This is a genomic window from Ancylobacter sp. Lp-2, from assembly GCF_020523795.1.
Lineage (GTDB): Bacteria > Pseudomonadota > Alphaproteobacteria > Rhizobiales > Xanthobacteraceae > Ancylobacter.
The window spans coordinates 400,231-425,598 of record NZ_JAJALI010000003.1 but is presented as its reverse complement, the minus strand read 5'-3'; the positions used below and the strand labels follow the sequence as shown (position 1 = coordinate 425,598).

Sequence of the window (25,368 nt, the reverse complement as noted above, 5' to 3'; positions counted from 1 at the left end):
CGCGCCCCGACCGGCACGCCCCGCCCCCGCTGAGGCGGCAGGGTTGCCGGCACCGACATCCATTCAGGAGTGAGCCCCATGGCTGCCAAAGAAGTTAAATTTTCCAGCGACGCGCGCGAGAAGATGCTGCGCGGCGTCGACATCCTCGCCAATGCGGTGAAGGTGACCCTCGGCCCTAAGGGCCGTAACGTCGTGATCGACAAGAGCTTCGGCGCCCCGCGCATCACCAAGGACGGCGTCACCGTCGCCAAGGAGATCGAGCTCGAGGACAAGTTCGAGAACATGGGCGCCCAGATGGTGCGCGAAGTGGCCTCGAAGACCAACGACCTCGCCGGTGACGGCACCACCACCGCTACCGTGCTGGCCCAGGCGATCGTCCGCGAGGGCGCCAAGTCGGTGGCCGCCGGCATGAACCCGATGGACCTGAAGCGCGGCATCGACCTCGCCGCCGCCGAGGCGATCAAGGACATCGTCAAGCGCGCCAAGAAGGTGAAGTCCTCCGACGAAGTCGCGCAGGTCGGCACCATCTCCGCCAATGGCGATGCCTCGATCGGCCAGATGATCGCCGGCGCGATGCAGAAGGTCGGCAATGAGGGTGTCATCACCGTCGAGGAAGCCAAGACCGCCGAGACCGAGCTCGAAGTGGTCGAGGGCATGCAGTTCGACCGCGGCTACCTCTCGCCGTACTTCGTGACCAACGCCGAGAAGATGATCGTCGACCTCGACGATCCCTACATCCTGATCTTCGACAAGAAGCTCTCGGGTCTCCAGGCGATCCTGCCGGTTCTCGAAGCCGTGGTGCAGTCGAGCAAGCCGCTGGTCATCATCGCCGAGGACGTCGAGGGCGAAGCCCTTGCGACCCTCGTCGTCAACAAGCTGCGTGGCGGCCTGAAGGTCGCGGCGGTGAAGGCGCCGGGCTTCGGCGACCGTCGCAAGGCCATGCTCGAGGACATCGCGATCCTCACCGCCGGCCAGGTGATCTCCGAAGAGCTCGGCATCAAGCTTGAGAGCGTCTCGCTCGCCATGCTCGGCCGCGCCAAGAAGGTGATCATCGAGAAGGAAAAGACCACCGTCGTCGACGGCGCCGGCAAGAAGAAGGACATCGAGGGTCGCGTTGCGCAGATCAAGGTGCAGATCGAGGAGACCTCCTCGGACTACGACCGTGAGAAGCTGCAGGAGCGCCTGGCCAAGCTTGCGGGCGGCGTCGCGGTGATCCGCGTCGGCGGCGCCACCGAGATCGAGGTCAAGGAAAAGAAGGACCGCATCGACGACGCGCTGAACGCCACCCGCGCGGCGGTGCAGGAAGGCATCGTACCCGGCGGCGGCATCGCGCTGCTGCGCGCCAAGAAGGCCATCGAGAAGCTGTCTTCGGACAATGCCGACATCCAGGCTGGCATCAAGATCGTCCTGAAGGCCCTCGAGGCGCCGATCCGCCAGATCGCCGAGAATTCCGGCGTGGAAGGCTCCATCGTCGTCGGCAAGGTGCAGGAATCGAAGGACCAGAACTTCGGCTTCAACGCCCAGACCGAAGAGTTCGTCGACATGATCGAGGCCGGCATCGTCGACCCCGCCAAGGTCGTGCGCACCGCGCTGCAGGACGCCGCCTCCGTGGCCGGCCTGCTGATCACCACCGAAGCCATGGTCGCCGAGCTGCCGAAGCCGGCCGCGGCCGCTCCGGCCATGCCGGGCGGCGGCATGGGCGGCATGGACTTCTGAGGACGTCCATCCCGGCCGCCCGGCTCGTTCGCGCGAAACGGAAGTCGGCAACAGCCGACTTCAGCGGGCGGCGGCATGGGCGGCATGGACTTCTGATCGAAGTCCAAATCGCCCACGCGGTTTACGTGCCCAAGCCGGGCAAGCCCGGCTTGGGATGGCGGCATGGATTTCCGGTCGAAGTCCAATCGCTCACGCGGTTCTGTGTACCGAAGTCGGGCTCGCCCGACTTCGGTGGCGGAATGGACTTCCGCGGCGGTTCAGCCGATGGGACAGGGAAGGGCGCGGCGCGAGCGGCGCCCTTTCTTTTTGGCGCGGCGCCCGCTCGCCGATTTCTGATGTGCGCGAGATCGTGATCCGGTCCACCCTGCCGCCTCCTCGGGAGGGACGCCAATGGACCAGCGCATCATCGATCTCTACGACCGTTTCACCCACGGCCAGCTCGGCCGGCGGGCATTCATGGACGGACTGATCACACTGGCGGGATCGGTCGCGGCGGCGAGCGCCATGCTGCCGCTGCTGTCCAACGACTATGCCAGCGCCGCCGTGGTGGCGGAGGACGATGCGCGGCTCGACATCACCACCGCGAGCTTCCTCTCCGGCGGCAAGAATGTCAGCGGCTATCTCGTCCGCGCCAAGCGCATCGACGCCAAGCGGCCGGCGGTGCTGGTGATCCACGAGAATCGCGGCCTCAACCCGCATATCAAGGACATCACCCGCCGCCTGGCGCTGGAGGGCTATCTCGCCTTCGGCATCGACCTGCTCTCGGTCGACGGCGGCACGCCGGCCGACGAGGACAAGGCGCGCGACATGATCGCCGCGCTCGACCGTCCGGCCACGCTGGCGCGCGCCGTCGACGCGGTGGCCTTCCTCGCCCGCCATGAGGCCTCGACCGGATCGGTGGGGGCGGTCGGCTTCTGCTGGGGCGGCGGCATGGTCAACCTGCTCGCCGAGGCCAGCCCGCAGCTAAAGGCCGGCGTCGCCTATTACGGCGCGCAGCCGCCGCTCGACAAGGTGCCGGACATCAAGGCGGCGCTGCTGCTGCAATATGGCGGGCTGGACACCCGCATCAACGAGGGCATCCCCGCCTATGAGGAGGCGCTCAAGAAGGCGGGCAAGGACTACACGATCTATGTCTATGAAGGTGCCAACCACGCCTTCAACAACGATACCGGCCCGACGCGCTACGACCCGCAGGCGGCCGCGCTGGCCTGGAGCCGCACCGGCGCCTTCCTCGCCAAGCATCTCGGCGCGCCGCCGCCGGTGGAGACCTGACCGGCGCGAGGCGGGGGGCCGGCGTTCAGATCGGCGGCAAATGCAGCCAGCCGGCGGCGGCGCTGAGGATGAGGTCGATCGCCATCGCGGCGAGGATCATGCCCATCACCCGCGAGATGATGGAGCCGCCGCCGCGCCCGATCAGCCGTGACAGGAAGCCGGCGCAGAGCAGCAGGACCAGCGAGACCATGAGCACCAGGCTCATGGTCCCGAGGGTGAACATGCGGTCGGCGAAGTCGTGGCGCGCATCGTCCGACAGCACCACCGCCGCCAGCATCGCCCCCGGCCCGGCGATGGAGGGGATGGCCAGCGGATAGACCGCGAGGTCCATCGGGTTAGTGTCGATCTCGGGATGCGCGTTCTGGGCGTGGCCGCCATGGATCATGCTGAGCGCGAACAGGAACAGCACGATGCCGCCGGCGATCTGGAACGACGCGATAGAGACGTCCATGGCGTCGAGCAGCCAGTGGCCGGCCAGCGCGAAGAACACCAGCACGAAGAAGGCGATGATCACCGCCAGTATCGCCGCCTTCTTCCGCGCCGCCGGCTCCAGCCCGGCGGTGACCGCCAGGAAGACCGGCAGGGTGCCGATCGGGTCGATGACGACCCAGAAGGTGACGAATTCCTGTAGGCGTTCCGACCAGTTCATCGCTTTGCCCGCACGAGGCCATCGCGAGGCCTCGTCCCCCATCGGGCCGAGCTGCCTCGCGATCCGGCTCGCCATCCACATGCTGCGCCTGTGGCGACACGAGGGCGCGCTGCGGGCGTTGCGTCCGGCAGCATAGAGACGCATGGTCGGCGCACAATCCGTCGACAGGGAGTCGCCCTCAAAAATGCCGCCGCGCCCGCTTGCCCGTTCCGGTCCCGATTTCTCCCATGAGACCGCCGCCTGGATGGCGGGCGACGTACCGGTGGCCGGTGCCGACGAGGTGGGGCGCGGCCCGTGGGCCGGGCCGGTGGTGGCGGCGGCGGTGATCCTCGATCCCGAGCGGGTGCCGGCCGGGCTCAACGATTCCAAGAAGCTGACGGCGGCCAAGCGCGAGGCGCTGTACGAGATCATCTGCGAGACGGCAGAGGTGTCGGTCGCCTTTGCCCCGCCGGCGCGCATCGACGCCACCAATATCCGCCAGGCGACGCTGTGGGCGCTCGCGCGTGCCGCCGCCGGTCTGCCGCGCGCGCCGCGCCTGCTGCTGGTGGACGGCAACGACCTACCACCGGTCGGCTGCGCCGCGCGGGCGATCATCGGCGGCGACGGGCTCATCGCCTCGATCGCCGCCGCTTCCATCGTTGCCAAGGTGACGCGCGACCGGCTGATGGGCGAATTGGGCCGGGTGCATCCCGGCTACGGCTTCGAGCGGCACATGGGCTACGGCACCGCCGAGCACGGCGCGGCGCTGGAGCGGCTCGGCGTGTGCCGGCACCACCGCGCCTCCTTCGCGCCGATCCGCCTGCGGCTGGCGCGGGAGCCCGAAGCCGCCGAGTAGCAGGCGGCCGGCCTGTTCCGGGCTAGTGGTAGCCCTCGCCGGCGCGCACCTTGCCGCGGAAGGTCCAGTAGACGAAGCCGACATAGCCGAGGATCAGCGGCAGCATGAACACCGTGCCGATGAGCATGAACACCTGGCTCGCGGGCGCCGCCGCGGTCTGCCACACGGTGAGCACCGGCGGCACCAGATGCGGGAAGATCGACACGCCGATGCCGAGATAGCCGAGCAGGAACAGCCCGATCACCCCGAGGAACGGCAGGTGCTCGTGGCCGCGCTCCAGCCAACGCCAGACGAGGCCGGCCAGCAGCAGCGTCACCAGCGGGATCGGCGCGAGGTAATAGAGGTTCGGCAGCGAGAACCAGCGGTCGGCGATGCGCGGGAAGGCGATCGGCGTCCACAGGCTGACGATCCCCATGAACACCAGCACCAGCGGCAGCAACCAGCGGGCATGGTGACGGGCGCGGGCCTGGGCGGCGCCGTCGGTCTTGAGGATCAGCCACACCGCGCCGATCAGCGCGTAGCCGGCGGTGACGCCGAGGCCGCAGAGGAGCGCGAAGGGCGTCGCCCAGTCGAGCGGGCCACCGGCGAAGGCGTTGTTCTCCACCTTCATGCCCTGCACGAAGCCGCCGAGCAGCACGCCCTGGAAGAAGGCGGCGAGCGTCGAGCCGCCGGCGAAGGCGACGTTCCACAGGAAGCGGCTGGTGTCGGCGACGTGGCGGAACTCGAAGGCCACGCCGCGAAACACCAGCGCCAGCAGCATGAAGATCACCGGCAGGTAGAGCGCCGGCATCAGGATCGAATAGGCGAGCGGGAAGGCGACGAGTAGCCCGCCGCCGCCGAGGATCAGCCAGGTCTCGTTGCCGTCCCAGAACGGGGCGACCGAGTTCATCATCTGGTCCTTCTCCACCTCGCTGCGGGCAAAGGGGAACAGGATGCCGATGCCGAGATCGAAGCCGTCGAGGATCACATACAGGGCGATCGCGACCGCCAGCAGCAGCGCCCAGATGACGGGCAGATAGTAGTCCATGCCGAGGCTGATCATGACGCTCACTCCCCGGGTTGCTGGATGGCGGCGCGCGCCGCCTGGCGGGCGCCGGAGAGCGGCTGGCTCGGCAGGCCGTCGTCCGGCGGCTCGATGGAGGCGCCGGTGGGGCCGCGCACGATCAGCCGGTTGATGTAGTAGATGCCGCCGGAGAACACGATGCCGTAGACGATGACGAACAGCACGAGGGTGACGAACACCGCCCAGCCCTCGACCGGCGAGATGGCGTCGGCGGTGCGCAAGATGCCGGTGGCGACCCAGGGCTGGCGCCCGACCTCGGTGACGAACCAGCCGGACAGCACGGTGATGAAGCCGACCGGCCAGACGAACTGGGTGGGCCAGAGATACCAGTCGGTCTCGAACAGCCGGCGGCGCCACAGCAGGAAGGCGCCGACCCAGCCGAGCGCGATCATCAGCACGCCGAGCCCCACCATGATGCGGAAGGCGAAGAACGGCACCAGCAGCGGCGGCCGGTCCTGCGGCGGGAAATCCTTCAGGCTGGCGAAGCCGTCGGTCCAGCTATGGGTGAGGATGAGGCTGCCGAGATGCGGGATGGCGATCTCGTAGTCGTTGCTCTCGGTCTTCTCGTTGGGAATGGCGAACAGCACCAGCGGCACGCCGGCTCCCGGCGGGTGGCCGCCCCAGTTCGCCTCGACCGCGGCGATCTTGGCCGGCTGGTGCTGCAGCGTGTTGAGGCCGTGCGCGTCGCCGATATAGGCCTGGATCGGCGCGAGGATGGCGATGAGCCCGATGGCCATGCGCATCATGGTGCGCCCGTCCTGCGGGTATTTCCCCGCATAGACGTAGCGGGCGCCGATCGCCAGCACCACCAGCGCGGTGGTGAGGTAGCAGGCCGTCACCATGTGCATGAAGCGGTAGGGGAAGCTCGGATTGAAGATGGCGGCGAGCCAGTCGACCGGATAGGCGATGCCGTCGATGACCTCGTGGCCGGCCGGGGTCTGCATCCAGCTATTGGCCGCCAGGATCCAGAAGGCCGAGAGGCTGGTGCCCACCGCCACCGCGATGGAGGCGAAGACGTGCAGCCCCTTCGGCACCCGGTTCCAGCCGAACAGCATGATGCCGAGGAAGGTGGCCTCCAGGAAGAAGGCGGTCAGCACCTCGTAGCCGATCATCGGCCCGACAACGTTGCCGACGACGTGGGAGAAATGGCTCCAGTTCGTGCCGAACTGGTAGGACAGCACTATCCCCGACACCACGCCCATGCCGAAGGAGACGGCGAAGATCTTGGTGAAGAAGCGGGCGATGCGGTGGAAGTGCTCGCGGCCCGTGGTGATCCACAACACTTCCAGCGTGGCGATATAGGCCGCGAGGCCGATGGTGAAGCTGGGAAAGATGATGTGGAAGGAGACGGTGAAGGCGAATTGAATGCGAGCCAGCAGAACGGGATCGAATTCCATCGGCATGCCCCTGTCCGATGCGGCGGTGGTGCGCCGCTAGGGAAACACTACGCGGTTGCCGTGCAGAATGGAACTGGTCTTAAGTCCGTGACGCCGACGCGGCGATGACATGGATCAGAGGGTCGAGCGGCGGCGAAGCGCCCGGGATCCGGCGCGTCGCGCAGGCCTCGTTTTTCTTGCGATCGTCCGCGACGGCGGGCGGAGATGCTCTCGCCGGGAGGATCGACCGGCGCCGTGCATCGGAGAGGGCAGGGACATGTGCTGGTCCGAAGGCCCTTGTCCCACGTCCCCGCGAGGAGGGCGTCGCGTCCTGCCTCATCTGTCGCGCCCGCGCGATGGGCGCGCGAATTGGCGAGGGAGCCGGCAGGGGCGCCGGAGGCCGCGTCAGTCGGCGACCGGCGGCTCGGCGAGCTTGCGCTCGACGGCCAAAAGGTCGCGCCAGACCATGCGCTTGCCGAGCGGCGTGCGCAGCAGATAGGCCGGGTGGAAGGTGGCGAGTGCCTGTATGCGCCGCGTGCCGGTGTCGTATTCCATCCAGCGGCCACGCGCCTTGGTGATGCCATCCTTGATGCCGAGCAGCGTCTGCGCCGAGGGGCCGCCGAGGCAGACCAGCACGTCGGGGTTGGCGAGCTCGATCTGCCGGCGGATGAACGGCAGGCAGATGGCGGTCTCCTGCGGCGTCGGCGTGCGGTTGCCCGGCGGGCGCCACGGCACGACATTGGCGATGTAGGCCTGCGTGCGGTCGATGCCGATGGCGGCGAGCATGCGGTCGAGCAGCTTGCCGGAGCGGCCGACGAAGGGCTTGCCCTCGATGTCCTCGTCGCGGCCGGGCGCCTCGCCGACCAGCATCAGCCGCGCCTGCGGATTGCCGTCGGCGAAGACGAGGCGGGTGGCGGTGAGCTTCAGCGGGCAACCGTCGAAGCGCTCCAGCAGATCGCGCAGCGCGTCGAGGTCGGGCGCGGAGGCGGCGGCTTCGCGGGCATCGGCGGCGGCCCGATCCGGCGGGGGAGGGGCGGCGGCGAGCGGCGGCGGGGCAGGAGCGCGCGCGGGCTCCCGCCTCGCGGCTGGCGCGCCGGGCTCGGCGGAAGAAGTAGCGGCAGCCGGCCGGCTGGCGGTGCGTGCGGTGCTGCGTTCGGCGGCGCTCTCGGCGAATCGGTCGACCGGGGCATCGCCGATGCCGGCATCGACCCCGGCTTCAGCGTAGAAGGCCATGAGATCGGCAAGCGCGGCGCGCGGATCGACGTCGCGCGGATCGTGGGAAAGGTCCATATCCCATTCTATCGCGTCGCGGCGACGATTGTCAGGCCGGCGCAAGCATGGAAGAAGTCCAGACAACAGATTGCGTGCCGGAGAGTGACATGAATGCCGCCGAGCTGCCCGAACGCGAGGGCATGGATTACGACGTGGTGGTGGTCGGCGGCGGGCCGGCGGGCCTCGCCGCGGCGATCCGGCTGAAGCAGCTCGACGAGAACCTGTCCGTCGTCGTCGTCGAGAAGGGCTCGGAGATCGGTGCGCATATCCTGTCCGGCGCGGTGATCGACCCCATCGGCCTCGACCGGCTGTTCCCGGACTGGCGCGAGGAAGCCGACGCGCCGCTGAAGACTGAAGTTACCGAGGACCGCTTCTACCTGCTCGGCCCCGCCGGCTCGCTGCGGCTGCCCAACGGGCTGATGCCGCCCTTGATGAACAATCACGGCAATTATGTCGGCTCGCTCGGCAATGTCTGCCGGTGGCTGGCCGGCAAGGCCGAGGCGCTGGGCGTCGAGATCTATCCCGGCTTCGCCGCCGCCGAACTGCTGTTCGACGAGAATGGTGCCGTCACCGGCATCGCCACCGGCGACATGGGCATCGGTCGCGACGGCGAGCCCGGTCCGAACTTCGCGCGCGGCATGGAGCTGCGCGGCAAGTACACGCTGTTCGCCGAGGGCGCGCGCGGCTCGCTCTCCAAAGAGCTCATCGCCCGGTACAAGCTGGACGAGGGCCGCGAGCCGCCGAAATTCGGCCTCGGGCTGAAGGAGCTGTGGCAGCTCGATCCGGCCAAGCACAAGCCGGGGCTGGTGCAGCACTCGTTCGGCTGGCCGCTCGACGGCACCACCGGCGGCGGCTCCTTCCTCTACCATCTGGAGGACGGGCAGGCGGTGGTCGGCTTCGTCGTCCACCTGAACTACACGAACCCGTATCTGTCGCCGTTCGAGGAATTCCAGCGCTTCAAGACCCACCCGCTGATCCGCGCGCAGCTGGAGGGCGGCAAGCGGCTCTCCTATGGCGCGCGGGCGATCACCGAGGGCGGCTACCAGTCGGTGCCGCGCACCGTGTTTCCCGGCGGGGCACTGATCGGCTGCGCCGCCGGCTTCGTCAACGTGCCGCGCATCAAGGGCAGCCATAATGCCGTGCTCTCCGGCATCCTCGCCGCCGAGGAGGCCGCCGCCGCGCTCGCCGCCGGCCGGGCGCAGGACGTGCTGGAGGGCTACGAGACCGGCTGGCGCGCCGGTGAGATCGGCGCCGATCTGTGGAAGGTGCGCAACGTCAAGCCGCTGTGGTCGAAGTTCGGCACCTTCATCGGCATCGGGCTGGGCGGGCTCGACATGTGGGCGAACACGCTCTTGAAGTGGTCGCCCTTCGGCACGCTCGGCCACGGCAAGCCGGACTCGGACACGCTGAAGCCGGCAAAGGATTCGAAGAAGATCGCCTATCCCAAGCCGGACGGCGTGGTGTCGTTCGATCGGCTGTCCTCGGTGTTCCTGTCCAACACCAACCATGAGGAGGACCAGCCGGTTCATCTCAAGGTGCGCGACATGGCGCTGCAGAAAGCCTCCGAGCACGACGTCTATGCCGGCCCGTCCAACCGCTACTGCCCGGCGGGCGTGTATGAGTGGGTGGAGAAGGACGGCGAGGAGGTCTTCGTGATCAACGCGCAGAACTGCGTGCACTGCAAGACCTGCGACATCAAGGATCCCAACCGCAACATCACCTGGGTGACGCCGGAAGGCGGCGGCGGGCCGAACTATCCCAATATGTGAGGACGACGGCATGCGCGGAAGCGTGACGGGCGCGCTGCGGGTGCTGGCCGCGACGGTGGCGATCTCGATGGCGATGCCGGCCGCGATGTCGGCGGCTTGGGCCGCCGGGCTGCCGGACTACGCGCCATTCCGCGAAGGCTTGTTCCTGCGCTATCTCGACGCCGAGCCGGGCGGCCAGATCGACCGGGTGCCGCGCATCGGGCTGTCCTTCCCCGGCAGCGAGCGGCGGCTGTCGGCCGATCTCGATTCCGGCTCCACCGGCATCGTGGTGGCCGCGGCCTATATTCCCGGCTTCAACCAGCTGCCGAGCCAGGGAGCGGGGCAACTGACCTACACCTCCTCTGGTCGTCTGATGATCGGCCAATGGGTGGTGGTGCCGGTGACGCTGTCCGGCAAGGAGGGGGCCTCCGTCACCACCGAGCCGATGCCGGTGCTGGCGGTGACCGAGCTGCGCTGCCTCGACTATGCCCGCGACTGCACGCCCCGGCAGATGCCCGAGCATATCGCCATGGTCGGGGTGGGCTTCGCCCGCGAGGCCGACCGGCAGAGCCAGAGCACGCCGGACAAGAACCCGCTGCTGCGGGTGACCGGCGGGGAGGGCGTCGAAAAGGGTGGACCCCGCCGGCGCGGCTACATTCTCTCGCCGGAGGGCGTGCATGTCGGGCTGACCGGCGGCAATACGCACGGCGATTTCCGCGCGCTCAAGCTCGACCGCCAGGACGACGGATCGGACTGGAAGGCGACGCCGGCCTGCATCGCGCTCAACGGCGCGACGCCAGCGGCCTGCGGCACGGTGCTGGTCGATACCGGCGTGTCGGCGATGTTCATGACGGTGCCGCCGGCGCAGGCGGCGGGCGCCGAGGGAACGCTGCCGGCGGGAACCGAGGTGGCGATCCGCGCCGGCACGGCACAGGACGGCTTCGAACTCTACCGCTTCACGGTGGGCGGCGGCTCGCCGCTGGCGCCGGAGGCGATCCATCTGCGCGTGTCGCCCGAGCGGGTGTTCGTCAACACCAGCTTCCACCTGCTCAACGGCTATGACGTGCTCTACGACGCCGATGGCGGCTATGTCGGGTTCCGCCGCCGCTAGGGCGTCTAGAACTGCGCGATGATGAAGGCGGCGAACAGGATGAAGGCGGCGACGAGGTCGCTGGCCATCGCCATGTTCTCGCGGAAGTTCCGCTCCGGCCGGCGCATGTGATTGAGCCCGGCGAGGCCGAGGAAGGCGCCGCCGATGAAGGCGACCGGGAACACCCAGCTGGTGATCAGCAGCGATAAGAGCCCCGCCGCGCCCATGGCGAGATTGGCGCAGCCGAGCTCCTGCACCAGCACATGCGCGCGCACATCGTCGACGCCGAGGATGGAGCTGGCGGTGAAACCGGGCTTCACCAGCTGGGCGATGCCCGCCAGCAGCAGGCGTACGCCGACCGCCCAGAACACGAACCATTTCGACGCGATGGCGAAGAAGCCGATCAGCGTGCCGTTGCCGGCGAGCTCCGAGGCGATGGAGACGACGGGCAGGATGACCATCGTGAGCAGAAGCGTGGCGTAATAGATCATCGGTGAGGCCCGGCGAGTGGAGTGACGTTGCGGAAGATCGTGACGGAGTGTCACGGAACTGTAACTGCATATTCATGCCGGCGTCACCCGCCGCCGATACGCCCTCCTCGACCCTGATGGCCGACGAGGACAATCGATGGCGGCAGCGCTGGAACTCGACCGTGTAAGCAAGACGTGGGGCGCGATGCGCGCCGTCGACAATGTCTCGCTGCGCATCGAGCCGGGCGAGCGGGTGGCGCTGATCGGCGCCTCCGGCTCCGGCAAGTCGACCCTGATCCGTATCGCCTCCGGCCTCGCCTTGGCCGACGCGACCAGCGGCGCGGTGCGCTCCTTCGGCGTCGGCGTGCAGGACAAGGGCAAGCTTTCCTCCGAGGTGCGGCGCGCCCGCCGGCAGATCGGCCTCGTCTTCCAGCAATTCGCGCTGGTCGGCCGGATGACGGTGATGAGCAACGTGCTGGTCGGCGTGCTCGGCCGCATCAGCGGGCTGCGCGGCACGCTCGGCCTGTTCAACGCCGACGAGAAGCGCACCGCGCTCGCCGCGCTGGCCGAGGTCGGCATCGCCCAGCACGCCGCCAAGAAGGCGCGCCAACTCTCCGGCGGCCAGCAGCAGCGCGTCGCCATCGCCCGCGCGCTGGTGCAGGGCGCCAAGCTGGTGCTCGCCGACGAGCCGATCGCCTCGCTGGACCCGAAATCCGCCAAGCGTGTGATGGACACGCTGGTGACCATGAGCCGCGACCACGGCATCGCGCTGGTCGTCTCGCTGCACCAGGTCGACTACGCCACCGCCTATTTCGACCGGGTGGTCGCCATGAATGCCGGCCGCGTCGTGTTCGACGGCCCGGCCTCGCGCATCACCGCGGCCTTCCTCACCGAGCTCTACGGCGCCAGCGCCGAGGAACTGATCCTGCCGAGCCAGTTCGCGGTACCCGCTGCCGAACCGCTCGCGCCCGTCTCTTCAGAACCCGTATCCTGACAGGAGCGAACACCATGAAGCGCATTCTCGCCGCCGGCCTCGTGCTGGCCGGCCTCACCGCCCCGCTGGCGGCGCAGGAAGTCAAGGAGCTGAACTTCGGCTTCATCTCCACCGAGTCCTCCGCCAACCTCGCCAAGAGCTTCGAGCCGCTCCTGAAGGACATGGAGAAGGCGATCGGCGTGCCGGTGAAGCCGTTCTTCGTCGGTGACTATGCCGGCGTCATCGAGGGCATGCGCTTCAAGAAGGTCGACGTGGCGTGGTACGGCAACAAGTCGGCCATGGAAGCGGTGGATCGCGCCAATGGCGAAGTCTTCGTGAAGACCGCCAAGCCGGACGGTTCCTCGGGTTACTACTCGCTGATCGTCACCAATGCCGACCGCAGCGACATCAACAACCTGAAGGACATCCTCGACTGTTCCAAGGGCTACAATTTCGGCAATGGCGACCCGAACTCCACCTCGGGCTTCCTGGTGCCGGGCTACTACGTGTTCGCGCTGAACAATGTCGAGCCGCAGAAGTGCTACAAGCGCGTCGTGACCGGCAACCATGAGGGCAACCTGCTCGCGGTCGCCAACAAGCAGGTCGACTTCGCCACCAACAACACCGAGAACATGACCCGCCTTCAGCAGACCCGCCCGGCGGAAGCTGCGAAGATCAAGGAAGTGTGGCGCTCGCCGATGATCGCCGGCGACCCGATCGTGTGGCGCAAGGACCTGCCGGCCGATCTGAAGGCCAAGATCTACACCTTCTTCATGACCTATGGCCGCAACGGCACCCCGGAAGAGATCGAGCACGCCCGCGCGGTGCTGGCCAAGACCTCCGACGGCTGGGGTCCGTTCCTCGCCTCCTCCGACGCGCAGCTGATCCCGATCCGCCAGCTCGAGCTGTTCAAGGCCAAGGTGAAGGCCCAGAACAACGACAAGCTGTCGGCTGATGAGAAGGCCGCCGAGGTAAAGAAGATCGACGCCCAGCTCGCCGAGCTCGACGCGCAGCAGAAGAAGCTGCCCGCCATGTGATGTGTTGCCGGAGGCCGGGCCCCGCCCGGCTTCCATGCAGGCTTCGCCGCCGTCTCCGGTCCGCCGGGGACGGCGTTCGATTGAGAGGGACGCCCCATGCTCGCCGCCGATACCGCCCATCGCTCCGCCCTTGCCGCGCTGCCGGCCCCGCCGGTGACGCCGCTCGCCACAAGGCTGACCCGCCTCGCCATCGCCGCCGTCGCGGTGGTGGTGCTGGTGTTCTGCTGGTACGAGGCGGAAATGAACCCGGCGCAGCTGGTTGCCGACGCCGGCAACATGGCGACGCTGGGCTCGGAGTTCCTCCGCCCGGACTTCACCGACTGGGACGTCTATTTCAACTCGATGGTCGAGACGCTCGCCATCGCGGTGTGGGGCACCCTGCTGGCGGTGATCGTCGGCATTCCCTTCGGCATTTTGTGCGCCGACAATGTGGTGCCGCGCTGGGTCGCCTTCCCGGTGCGCCGGGTGATGGACGCCTGCCGCGCCATCAACGAGCTGGTCTTCGCGCTGATCTTCATCGCCGCCGTCGGCCTCGGCCCGTTCGCCGGCGTGCTGGCGCTGTTCGTCCACACCACCGGCGTGGTCGCCAAGCTGTTCTCCGAGGCGGTCGAGGCGATCGACCCGGCGCCGGTTGAGGGCATTCGCGGCACCGGCGGCAGCTGGCTGCAGGAAGTGATCTATGGCGTGCTGCCGCAGGTGCTGCCGCTGTGGATCTCCTATACGCTCTACCGCTTCGAATCCAATGTGCGCTCGGCGACCGTGCTCGGCATCGTCGGCGGCGGCGGCATCGGCATGGTATTCAACGAGACCATGCGCGGCTTCCTCTACTCGCAGGCCGCGGCGATCCTGATCATCGTGATCGTCACCGTCTCGCTGCTCGACGTGATCAGCCAGAATATCCGCAAGCGGTTCATCTGAAGAACGCGGTTCATCTGAGGAGCGCCGCCGGTGTCTCCGCCCGAAACCGGCGGCAAAACCGGCGCCGGCGCCTGACGCAGCGGCTTTCAGGGCCGGTAGGTCATGTGACGGAAGACCGTTCGGTTCCCTGCATTTTCGCCTGATCAGACATGCGTGAAGTTCCCTTACGATCTGATCGTAAGCGACATAAATCCTTCTCCGAAAGCACGCCAATGTCGCTCGTGCGACATGTCGCAACTAGGAGAAGACCCCAAATGAATCGCGTTTTCGTCGTCACCGCCCTGATCGCCAGCATCGGTATGGCCGGCATCACCGCCGCCTCCGCTTCCGGCCGCAGCAAGGAAGAGCGCAAGGCGTGGTGGGATACGTTCCATCAGGTCACGAAGTCCCCGCAGGGCACGGCGCAGCCGGCTCAGGCTCCCGCCTCGAAGGCCCCGAAAGCCGCCAAGCCGGCGCAGTGACCAGCCACGCAGTGACGCGCGGCGTTCCGCAGGAGCGGTAACGACCATCAGGGCGGCACCCGGAAGGGCGCCGCCCTTGTCGTATGTGCGCCCTGTCGGCGCGCGCCGTATTCACACGTCGTATTCGCGCCGACGCCGGGTTGTGTTCGTGCCCCAGCGTCAGGCGGCCTGAACAAACTTTAATGTCTCCGCCATCCTCCCGCCGGGATTGCTTCCGCTAGTCTTGCCGCATGACTTGCGGCAATCGCTGCGGCATATCTTGTTTCGTGCGGCGCCGGTGGCGTTGCCCGTTCCCACCGGCCGGAGACATACCGTGCGTGCGATTTTGAGCCTCCTCTCCGACGTCTGGCGGCTGTCGACCCCCTATTTTCGCGGCGAGGACAAATGGCGGGGCGGCATCCTGCTCGCCGCCGTGGTGGCGCTGGAGGTCGGCTGGGTTTACGGCACCGTGCTGCTCAACCAGTGGAACAACGCGTTCTACAACGCGATCCAGGAGAAGGACTATCCCGCCTTCGTCCACCAGTTCTGGCTGTTCGGCCTCTATGCCGCGGTGCTGATCGTCATCGCCGTCTACCAGATCTACCTCCGGCAATGGCTGGAGATCCGCTGGCGCACCTGGATGACCGAGAAGTATCTCTCGGCCTGGCTCGACCACCAGACGCATTACCGGCTGCGGCTCAAGGGCGACACCGCCGACAACCCCGACCAGCGTATCGCCGAGGACATCCGTTCCTATATCGGCACCACGATCAGCCTGTTCATCGGCATCCTCAATGCGGTGATGACGCTGGTGTCCTTCGCGGTGATCCTGTGGGGCCTGTCCGGCGACTTCCATCTGCCGCTGTTCGGCTATGAGATCGACATTCCCGGCTATCTGGTCTGGGCGGCCTTCGCCTATGCGGCGGTCGGCACCTGGCTCACCCACCTCATCGGCCGGGTGCTGGTGCTGCTGAACTACAACCAGCAGCGTTTCGAGGCCGACTACCGCGTCGACCTGGTGCGCGTGCGCGAGAATGGCGAGCAGATCGCGCTGATGGAGGGCGAGAAGGTGGAGCGGGCCCGCCTGCTGGAGCGCTTCTCGCATGTCGTGCACAATTACTGGGGCCTGATGATCGCCCAGAAGCGGCTGACCTGGTTCACCGCCGGCTATGGCCAGCTGTCGAACGTCTTCCCCTTCATCGTGGTGGCGCCGGCCTATTTCTCCGGCGCGATCCAGCTCGGCCAGCTGATGCAGACCGCCTCCGCCTTCGGGCAGGTGCAGGGCTCGTTCTCCTTCTTCATCAACGCTTATTCGACGCTGGCCGAGTGGAAGGCGGTGGTCGACCGTCTGATCGGCTTCGAGGATCACATCGCCCAGGCCCGCACTGAAGCCGCCGCCGACGCCTATCTGCGCCGGCCGGCCACCGGCGGCGCCATGCTCGCCCTCGACGACATGGAGGTGCGCCTCCCGGACGGGCGGGCGCTGCTGACCGCCGGCGGCGTCGCCATCGGCCGTGGCGAGAGCGTGCTGCTGACCGGGCCTTCCGGTACCGGCAAGTCGACGCTGCTGCGCGCCATCGCCGGCATCTGGCCCTATGGCTCGGGCACGGTGGCGGTGGCGCCGGAGGCGCGGCTGCTGGTGCTGCCGCAGCGGCCCTATCTGCCGGTCGGGACGCTGCGCGGTGCGCTCGCCTATCCCGATCCGCTCGCCGAGCACGACGACACCGCGTTGCGCGAGGTGCTGGAAGCGGTCGGGCTCTCAGCCTTTGCCAGCCGGCTCGACGAGCGGGCGCTGTGGCCCTCGGTTATGTCGGGCGGCGAACAGCAGCGGCTCGCCGTCGCCCGCGCGCTCTTGATCAAGCCGGACGTGCTGCTGCTCGACGAGGCGACCTCGGCGCTCGACGAGGCGGGCGAGGCGGCGCTCTATCATGTGCTGCGCCAGTGGTTGCCGGGGGTGGCGATCCTGTCCATCGGCCACCGTTCTAGCCTGCACGCGCTGCATGGCCACCATCTCGAACTCGAGCCGACTGCCGACGGTCCGGCCCGGCTTGAGGACGTGGGACGCTTGGTGGCGGCGGGCTGAGGCGGCTCCGCCTTCCCGCTCAGTTCTCGGGCTTGGCGGCCGGCGCGTCCGCGATCGTCATCCCGGGCGCCGGGAGATTGGCGGCGGGCAGAGGGGCGGCGGCCATGCCAGTGAGGTCGCTGCGCGGCCGGCGCAGCCGGAACCGCCGCCGCGGGGCCGGCTGGCCCTCGGCCTCGATGGCCAGCGTGCGCTCCAGCAGGATCTCGTAGATCGGCCGGCCGCCGAGCCGCTGCGCCACCATGTTGGAGACGATGGTGGTGAGCATGACCGGCACCAGGATGCCATAGGCGCCGGTGAGCTCCATCACCAGCACCATGCCGACCAGCGGCGCGCCGATGGTCGCGGCGAACAGCCCGCCCATGGCCGCGATGGCGAGCGCGACATGGGTGTTCTCGGGCAGAGCCACCAACGTCTCCAGCCCGGTGCCGAAGGTGAGGCCGATGGTGGTGGCCAGCGCCAGGATCGGCGCGAAGATGCCGCCGGCGACGCCGGTGGAATAGCTCGCCATGGTCATGACGAAGCGGATGAGCACGATGGCCGCCAGCACCATGAGCGGGCGGTTCTCCGTCGCCAGCTGCACGGCCAGCACCTCGCCGCCCTGCGTCGCCTCCGGCAGCAGGAACATCAGCGGCCCGACGATCAGGCCGATGATCAGTGGGAACAGGTAGAACGAGCTGGCCAGCCCCAGGCTCCGCACATGGTCCAGTGCCCAGACCAGCGTGCGGTTGAAGCCGACGCCGATCGCGCCCAGCAGCAGGCCGAGCGCCAGGAAGGCCGGCAGTACGCCATGCGGCAGCGCCGAGGCCGGCAGCAGCATATAGGGCACGTTGCCGGTCAGCTGCGCGGTGACGATGGCGCTGGCGAGCGAGGCGAGGATGACCCCGACATAGGTGCGGGCGCTGTAGGGAAACTGCCGCCGCGTCTCCTCGATGACGAACAGCACCGCGGCGAGCGGCGCGTTGAAGGCGGCCGCGAGGCCGGCGGCGCCGCCGGCCGCGAGTAGGCCGCGCATGTCCTCGGAAGACATCTTCGTCACATCGGCCGCCGCCTTGGCGATGGAGGCGCCGATGTGGATGGTCGGGCCCTCGCGGCCGAGCACCATGCCGGAGGACAGCGACAGCAGGCCGGCGACGAACTTCACCGGTAGCACGCGCTTCCAGCGCACCTGGCGCAGGCCCTCCATCGCGCCCTCGATCTCCGGCACGCCGGAGCCGCCGGCCTCCGGCGCGAAGCGGCGCACCAGGAACAGCGAGGCCACCGCCATGGCGGCGGCGACGAGGGCGGCGGCGACGTAGAGCGCCGTGCCGGACAGGTCGAGCGTGTCGCGCAGCAGCGCGGGCCAGGCGGCGGTGAGTTCCTCGACGCCGAGATGGAAGGCGACGCCGGCGAGGCCGACCGCCACGCCGACGGCGATCGCTACCGCGTGATAACCGCCATTGCCCATCTCGTCTCCCCTGCGCCCGCGCTGTCGGTCCCCCGGCACGGGTAGCATCGCGGGGCAGCGGCCGAAAGAACCAAATCGGCGGTTTTACGGGTTCGGCAAGGCACTTGCGGCGCGGACCGACGCTGCCGCGCGCTGTTCTTGCGCGCGCGGCAGGAGGGAGTGCGCGGCCTCCCGCCTCAGGGCAGGACGGGCGCGTAGGTGGCGACCGGCTCGACGGTGTCGATCAGCCCGTGTTCCTTCATGAAATTACCGAAGCGGGCATAGCGGTTGGCATCGAGCGCCGCCGGGGCATGGGCGAAGCGGCGCAGCGTGTCGGTCCAGGCGGTGCGGTTGAGCTCGTCGTCGAGCTTCGGGTTGGCCTTCACGAACACGCCCCACGCTTCGTCCGGGTGGTTGAGGACATAGATGGTGGCGTCCTCCACCGCGGCGAGGAAGCGCTTGAGGCGCGGATCGGCGACGAGATCCTTGCGGGTGACGTAGATCAACTCGTCGAACACCGGCACGCCGTGCTCCTCGGGGAAGAAGGCGACGCCCTCCTTGCCTTCGAGCTTGATCTGGGTGAGCTCGAAATTGCGATAGGCGCCGATCACCGCGTCGACCTTGCCGGAGACCAGCGCCGGCGAGAGCGCGAAGTTGACGTTCACCATGGTGACGTCGGAGGGCTTCAGCCCGGCATCGGCGAGCATGGTGCCGAGCAGCGCGTCCTCGAAGCCGGCCACCGAGAAGCCGACCGTCTTGCCCTTGAGATCGGCGAGCGACTTCACGGGGCCGTCCTTCAGCGCCACCAGCGCGGTCAGCGGGGTGGAGACCAGCGTGCCGAAGCGCACCAGCGGCAGGCCTTCCTTTACCGACAGATAGAGGTTCGGCTGGTAGCTGACCGCGACTTCCGCCTGGCCGGCGGCGACGAGGCGCGGCGGGGCGGAGGGATCGGCCGGCGCGACCAGCTCGACATCGAGGCCATGGGCCTCGAAGAACCCCTTCTCCTTGGCGATGATCAGCGGTGCATGGTCGGGGTTCACGTACCAGTCGAGCAGCACGGTGAGCTTGTCGGCCGCCGCGGCTGGGGCGAACGAAAGCGCCAGGGCGAGGCCGGCGCTAGCGATGGTCTTGATGAACATATGGATCTCCTCCCGTTTCGGAGATCCGGCGCATGAGCTTTCGGGGGAAATCCGACGCAGGATTCCTCCGCCGATGACGGAGATGACCTCGCCGTGGTTCCGTCCCTTCGCCGGCATGACCCGGATCAGGTTCTAAGGGTCTGGCGGACGCCATCTCAGCCCCTTCGACCCAACGGGCCGGCGGGACACCCCTCGGATGGAACGGAGCCTAGCAGAGCTGGTATGCCACGGCAATCGGTTAGCCGGCGCGGTTCTGCGGGGGTCCGCTAGGTCCGCCAGCCGTCGAGATAGCGCACGCTCTCGACCCCGGCGAAGCGGGCCATGCGGGCGAGTTCGCCGTCGAGCCGCTCCAGCCGGCCGGCGGAGGCGCGCACGCCCGGCTCCAGCCAGAGCTTCCTGACGTCGAGGGTGCCGGCCTTGCGGTCGGCCTTCATGTCGATGCGGCCGACCATCCGGTCGCCTTCCATCAGCGGGAAGACGTAATAGCCGTAGACGCGCTTTTCCGCCGGCACGAACACCTCGATGCGGTACGAGAAGCCGAACAGCCGCTCGGCGCGGTTGCGGTCGCGCAGCAGCGGGTCGAACGGGCTGAGCACCCTGAGCCGTGCCGGCGGTTCTGGCAGCGCCTCGAATAGCGGGCCGCTGCCGGCGAAGGCGAAGGACGCGCGCGGCCTTCCACCATCGGCCGTGACGAGGCTGACCTCTTCCAGCCGCTCGCGATTGCCCGCCACCCAGGCGCGGGCCTCCTCCGGCGAGACAAGGTCCCAGAAGGCGGCGATCTCGCCATGGGTGGCGAAGCCGAGCCGTTCCAGCGCCGAGGCGCAGGCCCACTCGATGAAATCCTCGCGCGTCACCTCGCTGCCATAGTGGCGGGCGGGGATGACGCGCTCCGACAAGTCGTAGACCTTCTGGAAGCCGTCGCGGCCGGCAATGGCGAGGCGGCCGGTGCGCCAGAGATATTCCAGCGCCGTCTTGGCCGGGTGCCAGTTCCACCAGCCGCCGGGCGTGCGCTCCTCCGCCTCGAAATGCCGGGCCATCAGCGGCCCCTCGGTGGTGATGCGCGCCAGCACATGGTCGACCGACTGCTCGAAGCCGTTCTCGTGCCAGCTTCGCCAGCGCTCGGCGAGGTTCTCCCGCGCATGGGCGAAGCGGTGCTTCCAGTAGCCGTAGAACGCCGAGGGGATGATGGCGGCGTCGTGCGTCCAGTGCTCGAACAGCTCGCCGTCGCGTTCCGCCAGGGCGGTGAGGTGCTCGCGGCGATAGGTCTGGGCGCGGGCGAACAGGATGTGGTGATGCGCCCGCTCCACCGTGGCGATGCTGTCCACCTGCACGAATCCAAGCTCGTTGACGAGTTCCAGCAGCCCGGCCTTGCCGAGCGCGCGTCCGGGCGGACGGGACAGGCCCTGCTTGGCGAGGAAGATGCGCCGCGCGTCGTGGTTGGACAGATTGAGGCTCATGCGCCGTCGATCCATCCCAGATCGACGGCGATGGTCCGCCCGGTCGCCTTGGCGGCATACATCAGCGTGTCGGCCTGGCGCAGCAGTGCATCGGCGTCGATGGCGGTCATGCACATGGCGACCCCGATGGCGGCGCCGATAGCGAGCTGGCGATCGTCGATCGGCATCGACGTGCAGATGGTCTCGGCGAAGGCGTGCAGATCGTCGGCGGTCGGCGCGTGATCGCGCGGGAAGGTGGAGAGCAGCACGAACTCGTCGCCACCGATCCGCGCCGCGAAACGCTGCGGGTCGACGAAGCCGCGCAGGCGTTCCGCCACATGCCGCAGCACCCGGTCGCCCACCAGATGGCCGTGGCGGTCATTGACCGACTTGAAGCCGTTCAGATCGATATAGGCGAGGGCAACGCCCTGGTCGACGTGCCACTGCGCGAGCAGGTTGCGCAGCCGGTGGTCGAAGGCGGCGCGGTTGGGCAGCCCGGTCACCACGTCGGTATAGGCTGCTTCCAGGATGCCGCGCTCGAACGCCTTGCGCTCGGAGTTGTCGATGATGATCTCGATGTCGAGCGCCTGGCCGTTGATGGTGCGGCGCTGCGTCGAGATCAGCGTGGGGATGATGCGGCCGGAGGAATGCCGCAGGTCTACCTCCTCCAGCTGGTACAGGCCGGAGGTCTCCAATTCGTGCAGGCGCCGCAGCCGGTTCGGGTCGTCGAGATTGCGGACGGTGTCCAGATACATTGGCTGGTCGGCGATCTCCTCCCAGCTGCGGCCGATGAGATTGAGATAGGCCGGATTGGCCATGATGTAGCGGGAGACGTATTCGGCCGTCGAAATGCAGATGGCGACGGGCGAGAGTTCGAACACGTCCACCAGCGCTTCGTAGACGACTTGGCGGGGAATCATGGATCCTCACAGGACCGACGGAAAGGCAGCCTCGCCCATTCGCTCCCACCCGTCCACTGCCTGCGTCGATCTAGCCGCTACTCGCGCGCCGAGGCGGTCTCCGGCGCCCAGGGCACCAGCCGGGCGAGGGCGCGGTCGACCAGCGCGAACAGGATCAGTGCCACCGCCATGAGGATGGCGAGCGCCGCGAACACCATGTCGGTCTGCATGCGGGCGTTGGAATAGATCATGAGATAGCCGAGCCCGGCCGAGGCGCCGACCCATTCGCCGACCACCGCGCCGATCGGGGCGACGGCGGTGGCGACGCGCAGGCCGGAGGCGAGCGCCGGCAGCGCGGCGGGCACGCGGATGAAGCGCAGCAGCGCGAGGTCGCCGGCGCCGTACAGGCGGCCGAGATCGACCAGCCCCCGGTCGGCGCGCGCCAGCCCGTCGTGAAACGCCGAGGCGACCGGGAAGAAGATGATCAGGCTGGCCATCACGATCTTCGAGGCGAGGCCGAAGCCGAACCAGATGACCAGCAGCGGCGCGATGGCGAACACCGGCAGCGCCTGCGCCACCAGCAGCACCGGCCGCATGGCGCGCCGCACCGCCGGCGAGGTCGCCATGGCCAGCGCGCAGGCGATGCCCAGCGCGGCGCCGCAGGCGAGGCCGAGCAGCATCTCGCCCAGCGTGATCAGCGCATTGTCGAACAGCACGCCGCGATTGAACCACAGTGCGAGGCCGATGCGCGAGGGCGCCGGCAGGATATAGGCCGGCACGCCGGCGAGCCGCACCGCGATCTCCCAGAGACCCAGCAGCAGGGCGGCGATCAGGCAGGCGCGCGCGAGGCCGGCCATGCGGGGTTCTCCATTCGAGGGCGCGCTCTCGGCGAGGCCGGCACAAGGCCGGGCCCGCCGGGCGCGCGAAGGCGTCGGCCCGCCCTCATAGCGCGTCTGGTTCCCCCGGAGCGAGAGCCGTCGCGGTCAAAATGCCCGGACGCGCCGAATGGGCTTGACGCCGGTCAAGGCGGGGCCACCTTGTGGGAGGTAACAACGATCAAGTCATGTAAGTGGAGGAAGGCATGATCAAGGACATTCTCGTCAGCCTCAGCGTCGGCGAGGGGGTGGATACCACCGGGGATTACGCGGTATCCGCGGCGGCGGCGCTCGGCGCGCATCTCACGGCGGTGGCGGTGAGCTACGACATCGACATTCCGCCGGTCTACACCGAAGCCTTCTCCACCGATTTCCTCGAGGCGCAGCGCGCCGAAGGCCAGCGCCTCGCCAAGCTGGCGGTGGATCGCTTCGGGGAGGCGGCGCGCGCGGTCGGCATAACCGCCGAGGTGCGCAACATCGACGGCACGCCGGGCGGCGCCGCCGAGCAGATCGGCTCGATGGCACGGCTGTTCGACGTCACCATCGTCGGCCAGTCCGACCCGGACCGGATGGGTCCCGAGGAAGTGATCGCCGAGGCGGTGCTGTTCGAATCCGGGCGCTCGGTGCTGCTGGTGCCGACCAAGCAGTCGAAGCCCTTCGCCGCCCGCCGCATCCTGGTGGCGTGGGACGGCGGCCGGGCTTCCGCCCGCGCGGTGTCCGAGGCGCGGCCGCTGGTCGAGAAGGCGGATTTCGTCGAGGTGGTGGTGGTCGACACCGGCAAGTCCAAGCCGGGCCGCCTGCCGGGCGCCGATCTCGCCGAGCATCTGGCGCGTCACGACAAGAATGTCGAGCTGCGCCGGCTGGTGCCGGCGAGCGACGAGGGCATCGTCGACGTGCTCCTGAAGGAGATCGCCGAGCGCGAGATCGACCTGGTGGTGATGGGCGGCTACGGCCATTCGCGGCTGCGCGAATTCGTGCTGGGCGGCGTCACCCGCGACATGCTGGAGCGCATGACGGTTCCGCTGCTGCTCGCGCACTGAGCGGTCGCTATCGCCGCATGAAGGTGAAAAAGGCGGCGCTTGCGCCGCCTTTTTCATGCGCGACGACCGGGCGCTCCCTCACCCGCGGGGCACGCCACACGCCATGCCGGGGGAGACCGCGCGCCGCCCCGCCGGCTTTCTGGTCCGTCACCGCCCCTCGCGGTTCAGCGCGTGTGGATGATGCGCTCGCGGCAGCGATAGCCGATGAAGCACTGCGGGTTGTCCGAGGTCTGCAGCCAGACGGGGGTGGTGACCTGCTGGACGTTGCAGTAGCGCTGGTTGGCGACGTAGCGGTCGAAAATGTTGGGGCCGGTGCCGATGACCACCGCGCCATGCTGGCGGACGAGGTTGCTGGTGGCGGTACAGGTCATGTTCAGCGAGTTCGGCATCGACTGAGCGAAGGCCGATGACGCTAGGAGAACGAACGGCAGGGACAGGAGAAAGGTACGCATCGCTTCGCCTCACTAAATTACCGGATCACGTCGCGATTATCGCCGCGGCTGTCACGCAAGGTAATCAATAGCGCGTGCGCGGTCTTCCCTGTGGGCACGCATGTCGAGGTGCTCCCCACCGAGAAAGGGGCGGGCACGATGCGGCCGGGTGGGCACACGCGGCCCTGTCGGGCCGGTGTTGATGCCGTTGCTTCACTGGCCGGTACGGGCTTTCCTGGCCGCGTAACGCGCGTCTCGCTTGGCCTTGGCGGCGGCGGCTTCAGCCGCGTTGCGCTCCGCGGCGGCGGCGTGGCTGGCCGCAGCTTCCGCCGCAGCGGCTTCCTTGCGAGCGGCTTTGGCGAGGAGGCGCGCCTCCTTTTCCGCCTTGCGTGCTTCCGCGCGTGCGACCACGGCCGGGTCGTCCGCCTTGGGCATCTGCTTCAGCCTCTCCAGGAGGCGGGCTTTCGCGGCGTCGGCCGTACGACGGCGGTCTTCGAAGGTGTCACTGATTTTCATCAGCGCCCTGTACTCGCCGAGCGCGCGCGTATCAAGAGGCACGATGCCTGGGAGAAGGGGCGGCTAAAGCCCGGCGGCTTTCCGCAGGGCGGCGTTGATGCGCTCCTGCCAGCCCGGGCCTTCCTCCTGGAAATGATCGAGCACATCGCGGTCGAGGCGAATGGTGACCAGTTCTTTCGCGTTGGGAAGCGAAGGAGTTTTGATTGTCGGCAGTTCGGGCGCCGGCTTGGTCGTGGCGCTCTTGAATGCGGCTTCAGCGGCATCGCGCGCCGAGCCGCCGCGGCGAGGGGGGCTTTTCATAGGCAGATTCCCATAGGACCCGAAAACCGGGCGACGGACATGCTAGCCAATTCGCGCACCGATGCGTTAGTCCCAAAGCGCAAGGCCGGCGCTTGCCGGCACTCGGTCGCCGTGCAGGACGCTGGGGCGGTGGACGATCCTGCAAGCCTTGTAACGTGGACGCCTACTCCCTCCGGCAACGGCACGCGCCTGTGGAAGGAGCCATCGGGTCCGGCCGGCGGGAACCGGTCGGTCAGGGCGCGCCAGCGGGGCGGCTTCTTCACCTCGCCAAATCCGGTTCTGACTCGAACAGGGTACGCTTGCCGGCGCATGTCCTGCGCCACGGTGCGGCGTCGGCGGCTTGCCGGCTGGGTGCCGGACGCGGCGC

General features: G+C 68.4%; 24 protein-coding genes and 1 riboswitch. Of the genes, 11 read left to right on the top strand and 13 right to left on the bottom strand.

Annotated features, from left to right (window positions below; all coding sequences use genetic code 11):
- Positions 1-78 precede the first annotated feature (78 nt).
- Together groL and LGR54_RS10315 are read left to right on the top strand one after the other, a co-directional pair.
- Positions 79-1,716 (top strand): chaperonin GroEL, encoded by a 1,638-nt coding sequence (groL, locus tag LGR54_RS10320; RefSeq protein ID WP_230361872.1) that lies wholly within the window; start codon positions 79-81, stop codon positions 1,714-1,716.
- A gap of 390 nt (positions 1,717-2,106) precedes the next feature.
- The gene (locus LGR54_RS10315; protein ID WP_230361871.1) at positions 2,107-2,988 is read left to right on the top strand and encodes a dienelactone hydrolase family protein; all 882 of its coding nucleotides are present in this window, start codon (positions 2,107-2,109) and stop codon (positions 2,986-2,988) included.
- Positions 2,989-3,013: 25 nt separating this feature from the next.
- Here the strand turns inward: LGR54_RS10315 and LGR54_RS10310 are convergent, their stop codons facing one another.
- Positions 3,014-3,637 carry a MarC family protein gene (locus LGR54_RS10310; protein ID WP_214011315.1) on the bottom strand — a complete coding sequence of 208 codons (624 nt, stop codon included), beginning with the start codon at positions 3,635-3,637 and terminating at the stop codon, positions 3,014-3,016.
- A 184-nt stretch (positions 3,638-3,821) separates the two neighbouring features.
- On the opposite strand from LGR54_RS10310, the gene LGR54_RS10305 reads away from it, so the two are divergent.
- Complete coding sequence (locus tag LGR54_RS10305; protein ID WP_370638178.1) at positions 3,822-4,472, top strand: ribonuclease HII; 651 nt, start codon at positions 3,822-3,824, stop codon at positions 4,470-4,472.
- Between the two features lie 22 nt (positions 4,473-4,494).
- Here the strand turns inward: LGR54_RS10305 and cydB are convergent, their stop codons facing one another.
- The 3 genes from cydB to LGR54_RS10290 form a co-directional block, all read right to left on the bottom strand.
- Positions 4,495-5,514 carry a cytochrome d ubiquinol oxidase subunit II gene (gene cydB, locus LGR54_RS10300; RefSeq protein ID WP_230361870.1) on the bottom strand — a complete coding sequence of 340 codons (1,020 nt, stop codon included), beginning with the start codon at positions 5,512-5,514 and terminating at the stop codon, positions 4,495-4,497.
- A gap of 5 nt (positions 5,515-5,519) precedes the next feature.
- Positions 5,520-6,932: a cytochrome ubiquinol oxidase subunit I gene (locus tag LGR54_RS10295; protein ID WP_230361869.1), complete on the bottom strand. Its 1,413-nt coding sequence runs from the start codon at positions 6,930-6,932 to the stop codon at positions 5,520-5,522.
- A 384-nt stretch (positions 6,933-7,316) separates the two neighbouring features.
- On the bottom strand, positions 7,317-8,201 hold the full coding sequence (locus LGR54_RS10290; RefSeq protein WP_230361868.1) for a uracil-DNA glycosylase family protein: 885 nt from the start codon (positions 8,199-8,201) through the stop codon (positions 7,317-7,319).
- A gap of 89 nt (positions 8,202-8,290) precedes the next feature.
- Here LGR54_RS10290 and LGR54_RS10285 point away from each other — a divergent pair, with 89 nt between their 5' ends.
- Together LGR54_RS10285 and LGR54_RS10280 are read left to right on the top strand one after the other, a co-directional pair.
- Positions 8,291-9,952 carry an electron transfer flavoprotein-ubiquinone oxidoreductase gene (locus LGR54_RS10285; protein ID WP_230361867.1) on the top strand — a complete coding sequence of 554 codons (1,662 nt, stop codon included), beginning with the start codon at positions 8,291-8,293 and terminating at the stop codon, positions 9,950-9,952.
- A 10-nt stretch (positions 9,953-9,962) separates the two neighbouring features.
- Complete coding sequence (locus LGR54_RS10280; RefSeq protein ID WP_230361866.1) at positions 9,963-11,042, top strand: hypothetical protein; 1,080 nt, start codon at positions 9,963-9,965, stop codon at positions 11,040-11,042.
- 5 nt (positions 11,043-11,047) lie between these two features.
- Here LGR54_RS10280 and LGR54_RS10275 read toward each other — a convergent pair whose 3' ends face one another.
- Positions 11,048-11,512 (bottom strand): DUF6790 family protein, encoded by a 465-nt coding sequence (locus LGR54_RS10275; protein ID WP_230361865.1) that lies wholly within the window; start codon positions 11,510-11,512, stop codon positions 11,048-11,050.
- 136 nt (positions 11,513-11,648) lie between these two features.
- Between LGR54_RS10275 and phnC the strand changes: the two genes are divergently transcribed.
- From phnC to LGR54_RS10250, 5 genes are all read left to right on the top strand, one after another.
- Positions 11,649-12,485, top strand: a complete 837-nt coding sequence (gene phnC, locus LGR54_RS10270) for a phosphonate ABC transporter ATP-binding protein (RefSeq protein WP_230361864.1) — start codon at positions 11,649-11,651, stop codon at positions 12,483-12,485.
- A gap of 14 nt (positions 12,486-12,499) precedes the next feature.
- Positions 12,500-13,501, top strand: coding sequence for a phosphonate ABC transporter substrate-binding protein (gene phnD / locus LGR54_RS10265; RefSeq protein ID WP_230361863.1), 1,002 nt, complete (start codon positions 12,500-12,502; stop codon positions 13,499-13,501).
- Between the two features lie 96 nt (positions 13,502-13,597).
- Entirely contained in the window at positions 13,598-14,419 is an 822-nt protein-coding gene (gene phnE, locus LGR54_RS10260; RefSeq protein WP_230361862.1) for a phosphonate ABC transporter, permease protein PhnE, read from the top strand.
- A gap of 254 nt (positions 14,420-14,673) precedes the next feature.
- Positions 14,674-14,880 carry a hypothetical protein gene (locus LGR54_RS10255; RefSeq protein WP_230361861.1) on the top strand — a complete coding sequence of 69 codons (207 nt, stop codon included), beginning with the start codon at positions 14,674-14,676 and terminating at the stop codon, positions 14,878-14,880.
- A 313-nt stretch (positions 14,881-15,193) separates the two neighbouring features.
- On the top strand, positions 15,194-16,942 hold the full coding sequence (locus LGR54_RS10250) for an ABC transporter ATP-binding protein/permease (RefSeq protein ID WP_230361860.1): 1,749 nt from the start codon (positions 15,194-15,196) through the stop codon (positions 16,940-16,942).
- Between the two features lie 19 nt (positions 16,943-16,961).
- On the opposite strand, the gene clcA is transcribed toward LGR54_RS10250, so the two are convergent.
- From clcA to LGR54_RS10225, 5 genes are all read right to left on the bottom strand, one after another.
- The gene (gene clcA, locus LGR54_RS10245; RefSeq protein WP_230361859.1) at positions 16,962-18,386 is read right to left on the bottom strand and encodes a H(+)/Cl(-) exchange transporter ClcA; all 1,425 of its coding nucleotides are present in this window, start codon (positions 18,384-18,386) and stop codon (positions 16,962-16,964) included.
- A gap of 176 nt (positions 18,387-18,562) precedes the next feature.
- Positions 18,563-19,504 (bottom strand): ABC transporter substrate-binding protein, encoded by a 942-nt coding sequence (locus LGR54_RS10240; RefSeq protein ID WP_230361858.1) that lies wholly within the window; start codon positions 19,502-19,504, stop codon positions 18,563-18,565.
- A gap of 85 nt (positions 19,505-19,589) precedes the next feature.
- Positions 19,590-19,707: riboswitch (TPP riboswitch) on the bottom strand.
- Positions 19,708-19,770: 63 nt separating this feature from the next.
- A complete protein-coding gene (locus LGR54_RS10235) occupies positions 19,771-20,961 on the bottom strand; it encodes a winged helix-turn-helix domain-containing protein (RefSeq protein WP_230361857.1) in 1,191 nt (396 codons plus the stop codon).
- On the bottom strand, positions 20,958-21,860 hold the full coding sequence (locus tag LGR54_RS10230) for a sensor domain-containing diguanylate cyclase (RefSeq protein ID WP_230361856.1): 903 nt from the start codon (positions 21,858-21,860) through the stop codon (positions 20,958-20,960). Before LGR54_RS10230 ends, LGR54_RS10235 begins: the two co-directional genes overlap by 4 nt.
- Positions 21,861-21,937: 77 nt before the next feature.
- Positions 21,938-22,696, bottom strand: coding sequence for an ABC transporter permease (locus LGR54_RS10225; RefSeq protein ID WP_230361855.1), 759 nt, complete (start codon positions 22,694-22,696; stop codon positions 21,938-21,940).
- 224 nt (positions 22,697-22,920) lie between these two features.
- Here LGR54_RS10225 and LGR54_RS10220 point away from each other — a divergent pair, with 224 nt between their 5' ends.
- On the top strand, positions 22,921-23,754 hold the full coding sequence (locus tag LGR54_RS10220; RefSeq protein WP_230361854.1) for a universal stress protein: 834 nt from the start codon (positions 22,921-22,923) through the stop codon (positions 23,752-23,754).
- Positions 23,755-23,918: 164 nt separating this feature from the next.
- On the opposite strand, the gene LGR54_RS10215 is transcribed toward LGR54_RS10220, so the two are convergent.
- From LGR54_RS10215 to LGR54_RS10205, 3 genes are all read right to left on the bottom strand, one after another.
- Complete coding sequence (locus LGR54_RS10215; protein ID WP_230361853.1) at positions 23,919-24,206, bottom strand: hypothetical protein; 288 nt, start codon at positions 24,204-24,206, stop codon at positions 23,919-23,921.
- Between the two features lie 192 nt (positions 24,207-24,398).
- The gene (locus tag LGR54_RS10210) at positions 24,399-24,701 is read right to left on the bottom strand and encodes a DUF6481 family protein (protein WP_230361852.1); all 303 of its coding nucleotides are present in this window, start codon (positions 24,699-24,701) and stop codon (positions 24,399-24,401) included.
- 63 nt (positions 24,702-24,764) lie between these two features.
- A complete protein-coding gene (locus LGR54_RS10205) occupies positions 24,765-25,001 on the bottom strand; it encodes a BrnA antitoxin family protein (RefSeq protein WP_230361851.1) in 237 nt (78 codons plus the stop codon).
- Positions 25,002-25,368 lie beyond the last annotated feature (367 nt).

What these genes read in the sequence shown, in the direction of transcription:
- LGR54_RS10215 (WP_230361853.1), bottom strand. Translation starts at nt 24,206, where the DNA reads ATGCGTACCTTTCTCCTGTCCCTGCCGTTCGTTCTCCTAGCGTCATCG.
- LGR54_RS10225 (WP_230361855.1), bottom strand. Translation starts at nt 22,696, where the DNA reads ATGGCCGGCCTCGCGCGCGCCTGCCTGATCGCCGCCCTGCTGCTGGGT.
- LGR54_RS10290 (WP_230361868.1), bottom strand. Translation starts at nt 8,201, where the DNA reads ATGGACCTTTCCCACGATCCGCGCGACGTCGATCCGCGCGCCGCGCTT.
- clcA (WP_230361859.1), bottom strand. Translation starts at nt 18,386, where the DNA reads ATGGGCAATGGCGGTTATCACGCGGTAGCGATCGCCGTCGGCGTGGCG.
- phnE (WP_230361862.1), top strand. Translation starts at nt 13,598, where the DNA reads ATGCTCGCCGCCGATACCGCCCATCGCTCCGCCCTTGCCGCGCTGCCG.
- LGR54_RS10275 (WP_230361865.1), bottom strand. Translation starts at nt 11,512, where the DNA reads ATGATCTATTACGCCACGCTTCTGCTCACGATGGTCATCCTGCCCGTC.
- cydB (WP_230361870.1), bottom strand. Translation starts at nt 5,514, where the DNA reads ATGATCAGCCTCGGCATGGACTACTATCTGCCCGTCATCTGGGCGCTG.
- LGR54_RS10295 (WP_230361869.1), bottom strand. Translation starts at nt 6,932, where the DNA reads ATGGAATTCGATCCCGTTCTGCTGGCTCGCATTCAATTCGCCTTCACC.
- LGR54_RS10305 (WP_370638178.1), top strand. Translation starts at nt 3,822, where the DNA reads ATGCCGCCGCGCCCGCTTGCCCGTTCCGGTCCCGATTTCTCCCATGAG.
- LGR54_RS10240 (WP_230361858.1), bottom strand. Translation starts at nt 19,504, where the DNA reads ATGTTCATCAAGACCATCGCTAGCGCCGGCCTCGCCCTGGCGCTTTCG.
- LGR54_RS10285 (WP_230361867.1), top strand. Translation starts at nt 8,291, where the DNA reads ATGAATGCCGCCGAGCTGCCCGAACGCGAGGGCATGGATTACGACGTG.
- LGR54_RS10315 (WP_230361871.1), top strand. Translation starts at nt 2,107, where the DNA reads ATGGACCAGCGCATCATCGATCTCTACGACCGTTTCACCCACGGCCAG.
- LGR54_RS10205 (WP_230361851.1), bottom strand. Translation starts at nt 25,001, where the DNA reads ATGAAAAGCCCCCCTCGCCGCGGCGGCTCGGCGCGCGATGCCGCTGAA.
- LGR54_RS10310 (WP_214011315.1), bottom strand. Translation starts at nt 3,637, where the DNA reads ATGAACTGGTCGGAACGCCTACAGGAATTCGTCACCTTCTGGGTCGTC.
- LGR54_RS10220 (WP_230361854.1), top strand. Translation starts at nt 22,921, where the DNA reads ATGATCAAGGACATTCTCGTCAGCCTCAGCGTCGGCGAGGGGGTGGAT.
- phnC (WP_230361864.1), top strand. Translation starts at nt 11,649, where the DNA reads ATGGCGGCAGCGCTGGAACTCGACCGTGTAAGCAAGACGTGGGGCGCG.
- LGR54_RS10255 (WP_230361861.1), top strand. Translation starts at nt 14,674, where the DNA reads ATGAATCGCGTTTTCGTCGTCACCGCCCTGATCGCCAGCATCGGTATG.
- LGR54_RS10210 (WP_230361852.1), bottom strand. Translation starts at nt 24,701, where the DNA reads ATGAAAATCAGTGACACCTTCGAAGACCGCCGTCGTACGGCCGACGCC.
- groL (WP_230361872.1), top strand. Translation starts at nt 79, where the DNA reads ATGGCTGCCAAAGAAGTTAAATTTTCCAGCGACGCGCGCGAGAAGATG.
- LGR54_RS10280 (WP_230361866.1), top strand. Translation starts at nt 9,963, where the DNA reads ATGCGCGGAAGCGTGACGGGCGCGCTGCGGGTGCTGGCCGCGACGGTG.
- LGR54_RS10230 (WP_230361856.1), bottom strand. Translation starts at nt 21,860, where the DNA reads ATGATTCCCCGCCAAGTCGTCTACGAAGCGCTGGTGGACGTGTTCGAA.
- LGR54_RS10235 (WP_230361857.1), bottom strand. Translation starts at nt 20,961, where the DNA reads ATGAGCCTCAATCTGTCCAACCACGACGCGCGGCGCATCTTCCTCGCC.
- phnD (WP_230361863.1), top strand. Translation starts at nt 12,500, where the DNA reads ATGAAGCGCATTCTCGCCGCCGGCCTCGTGCTGGCCGGCCTCACCGCC.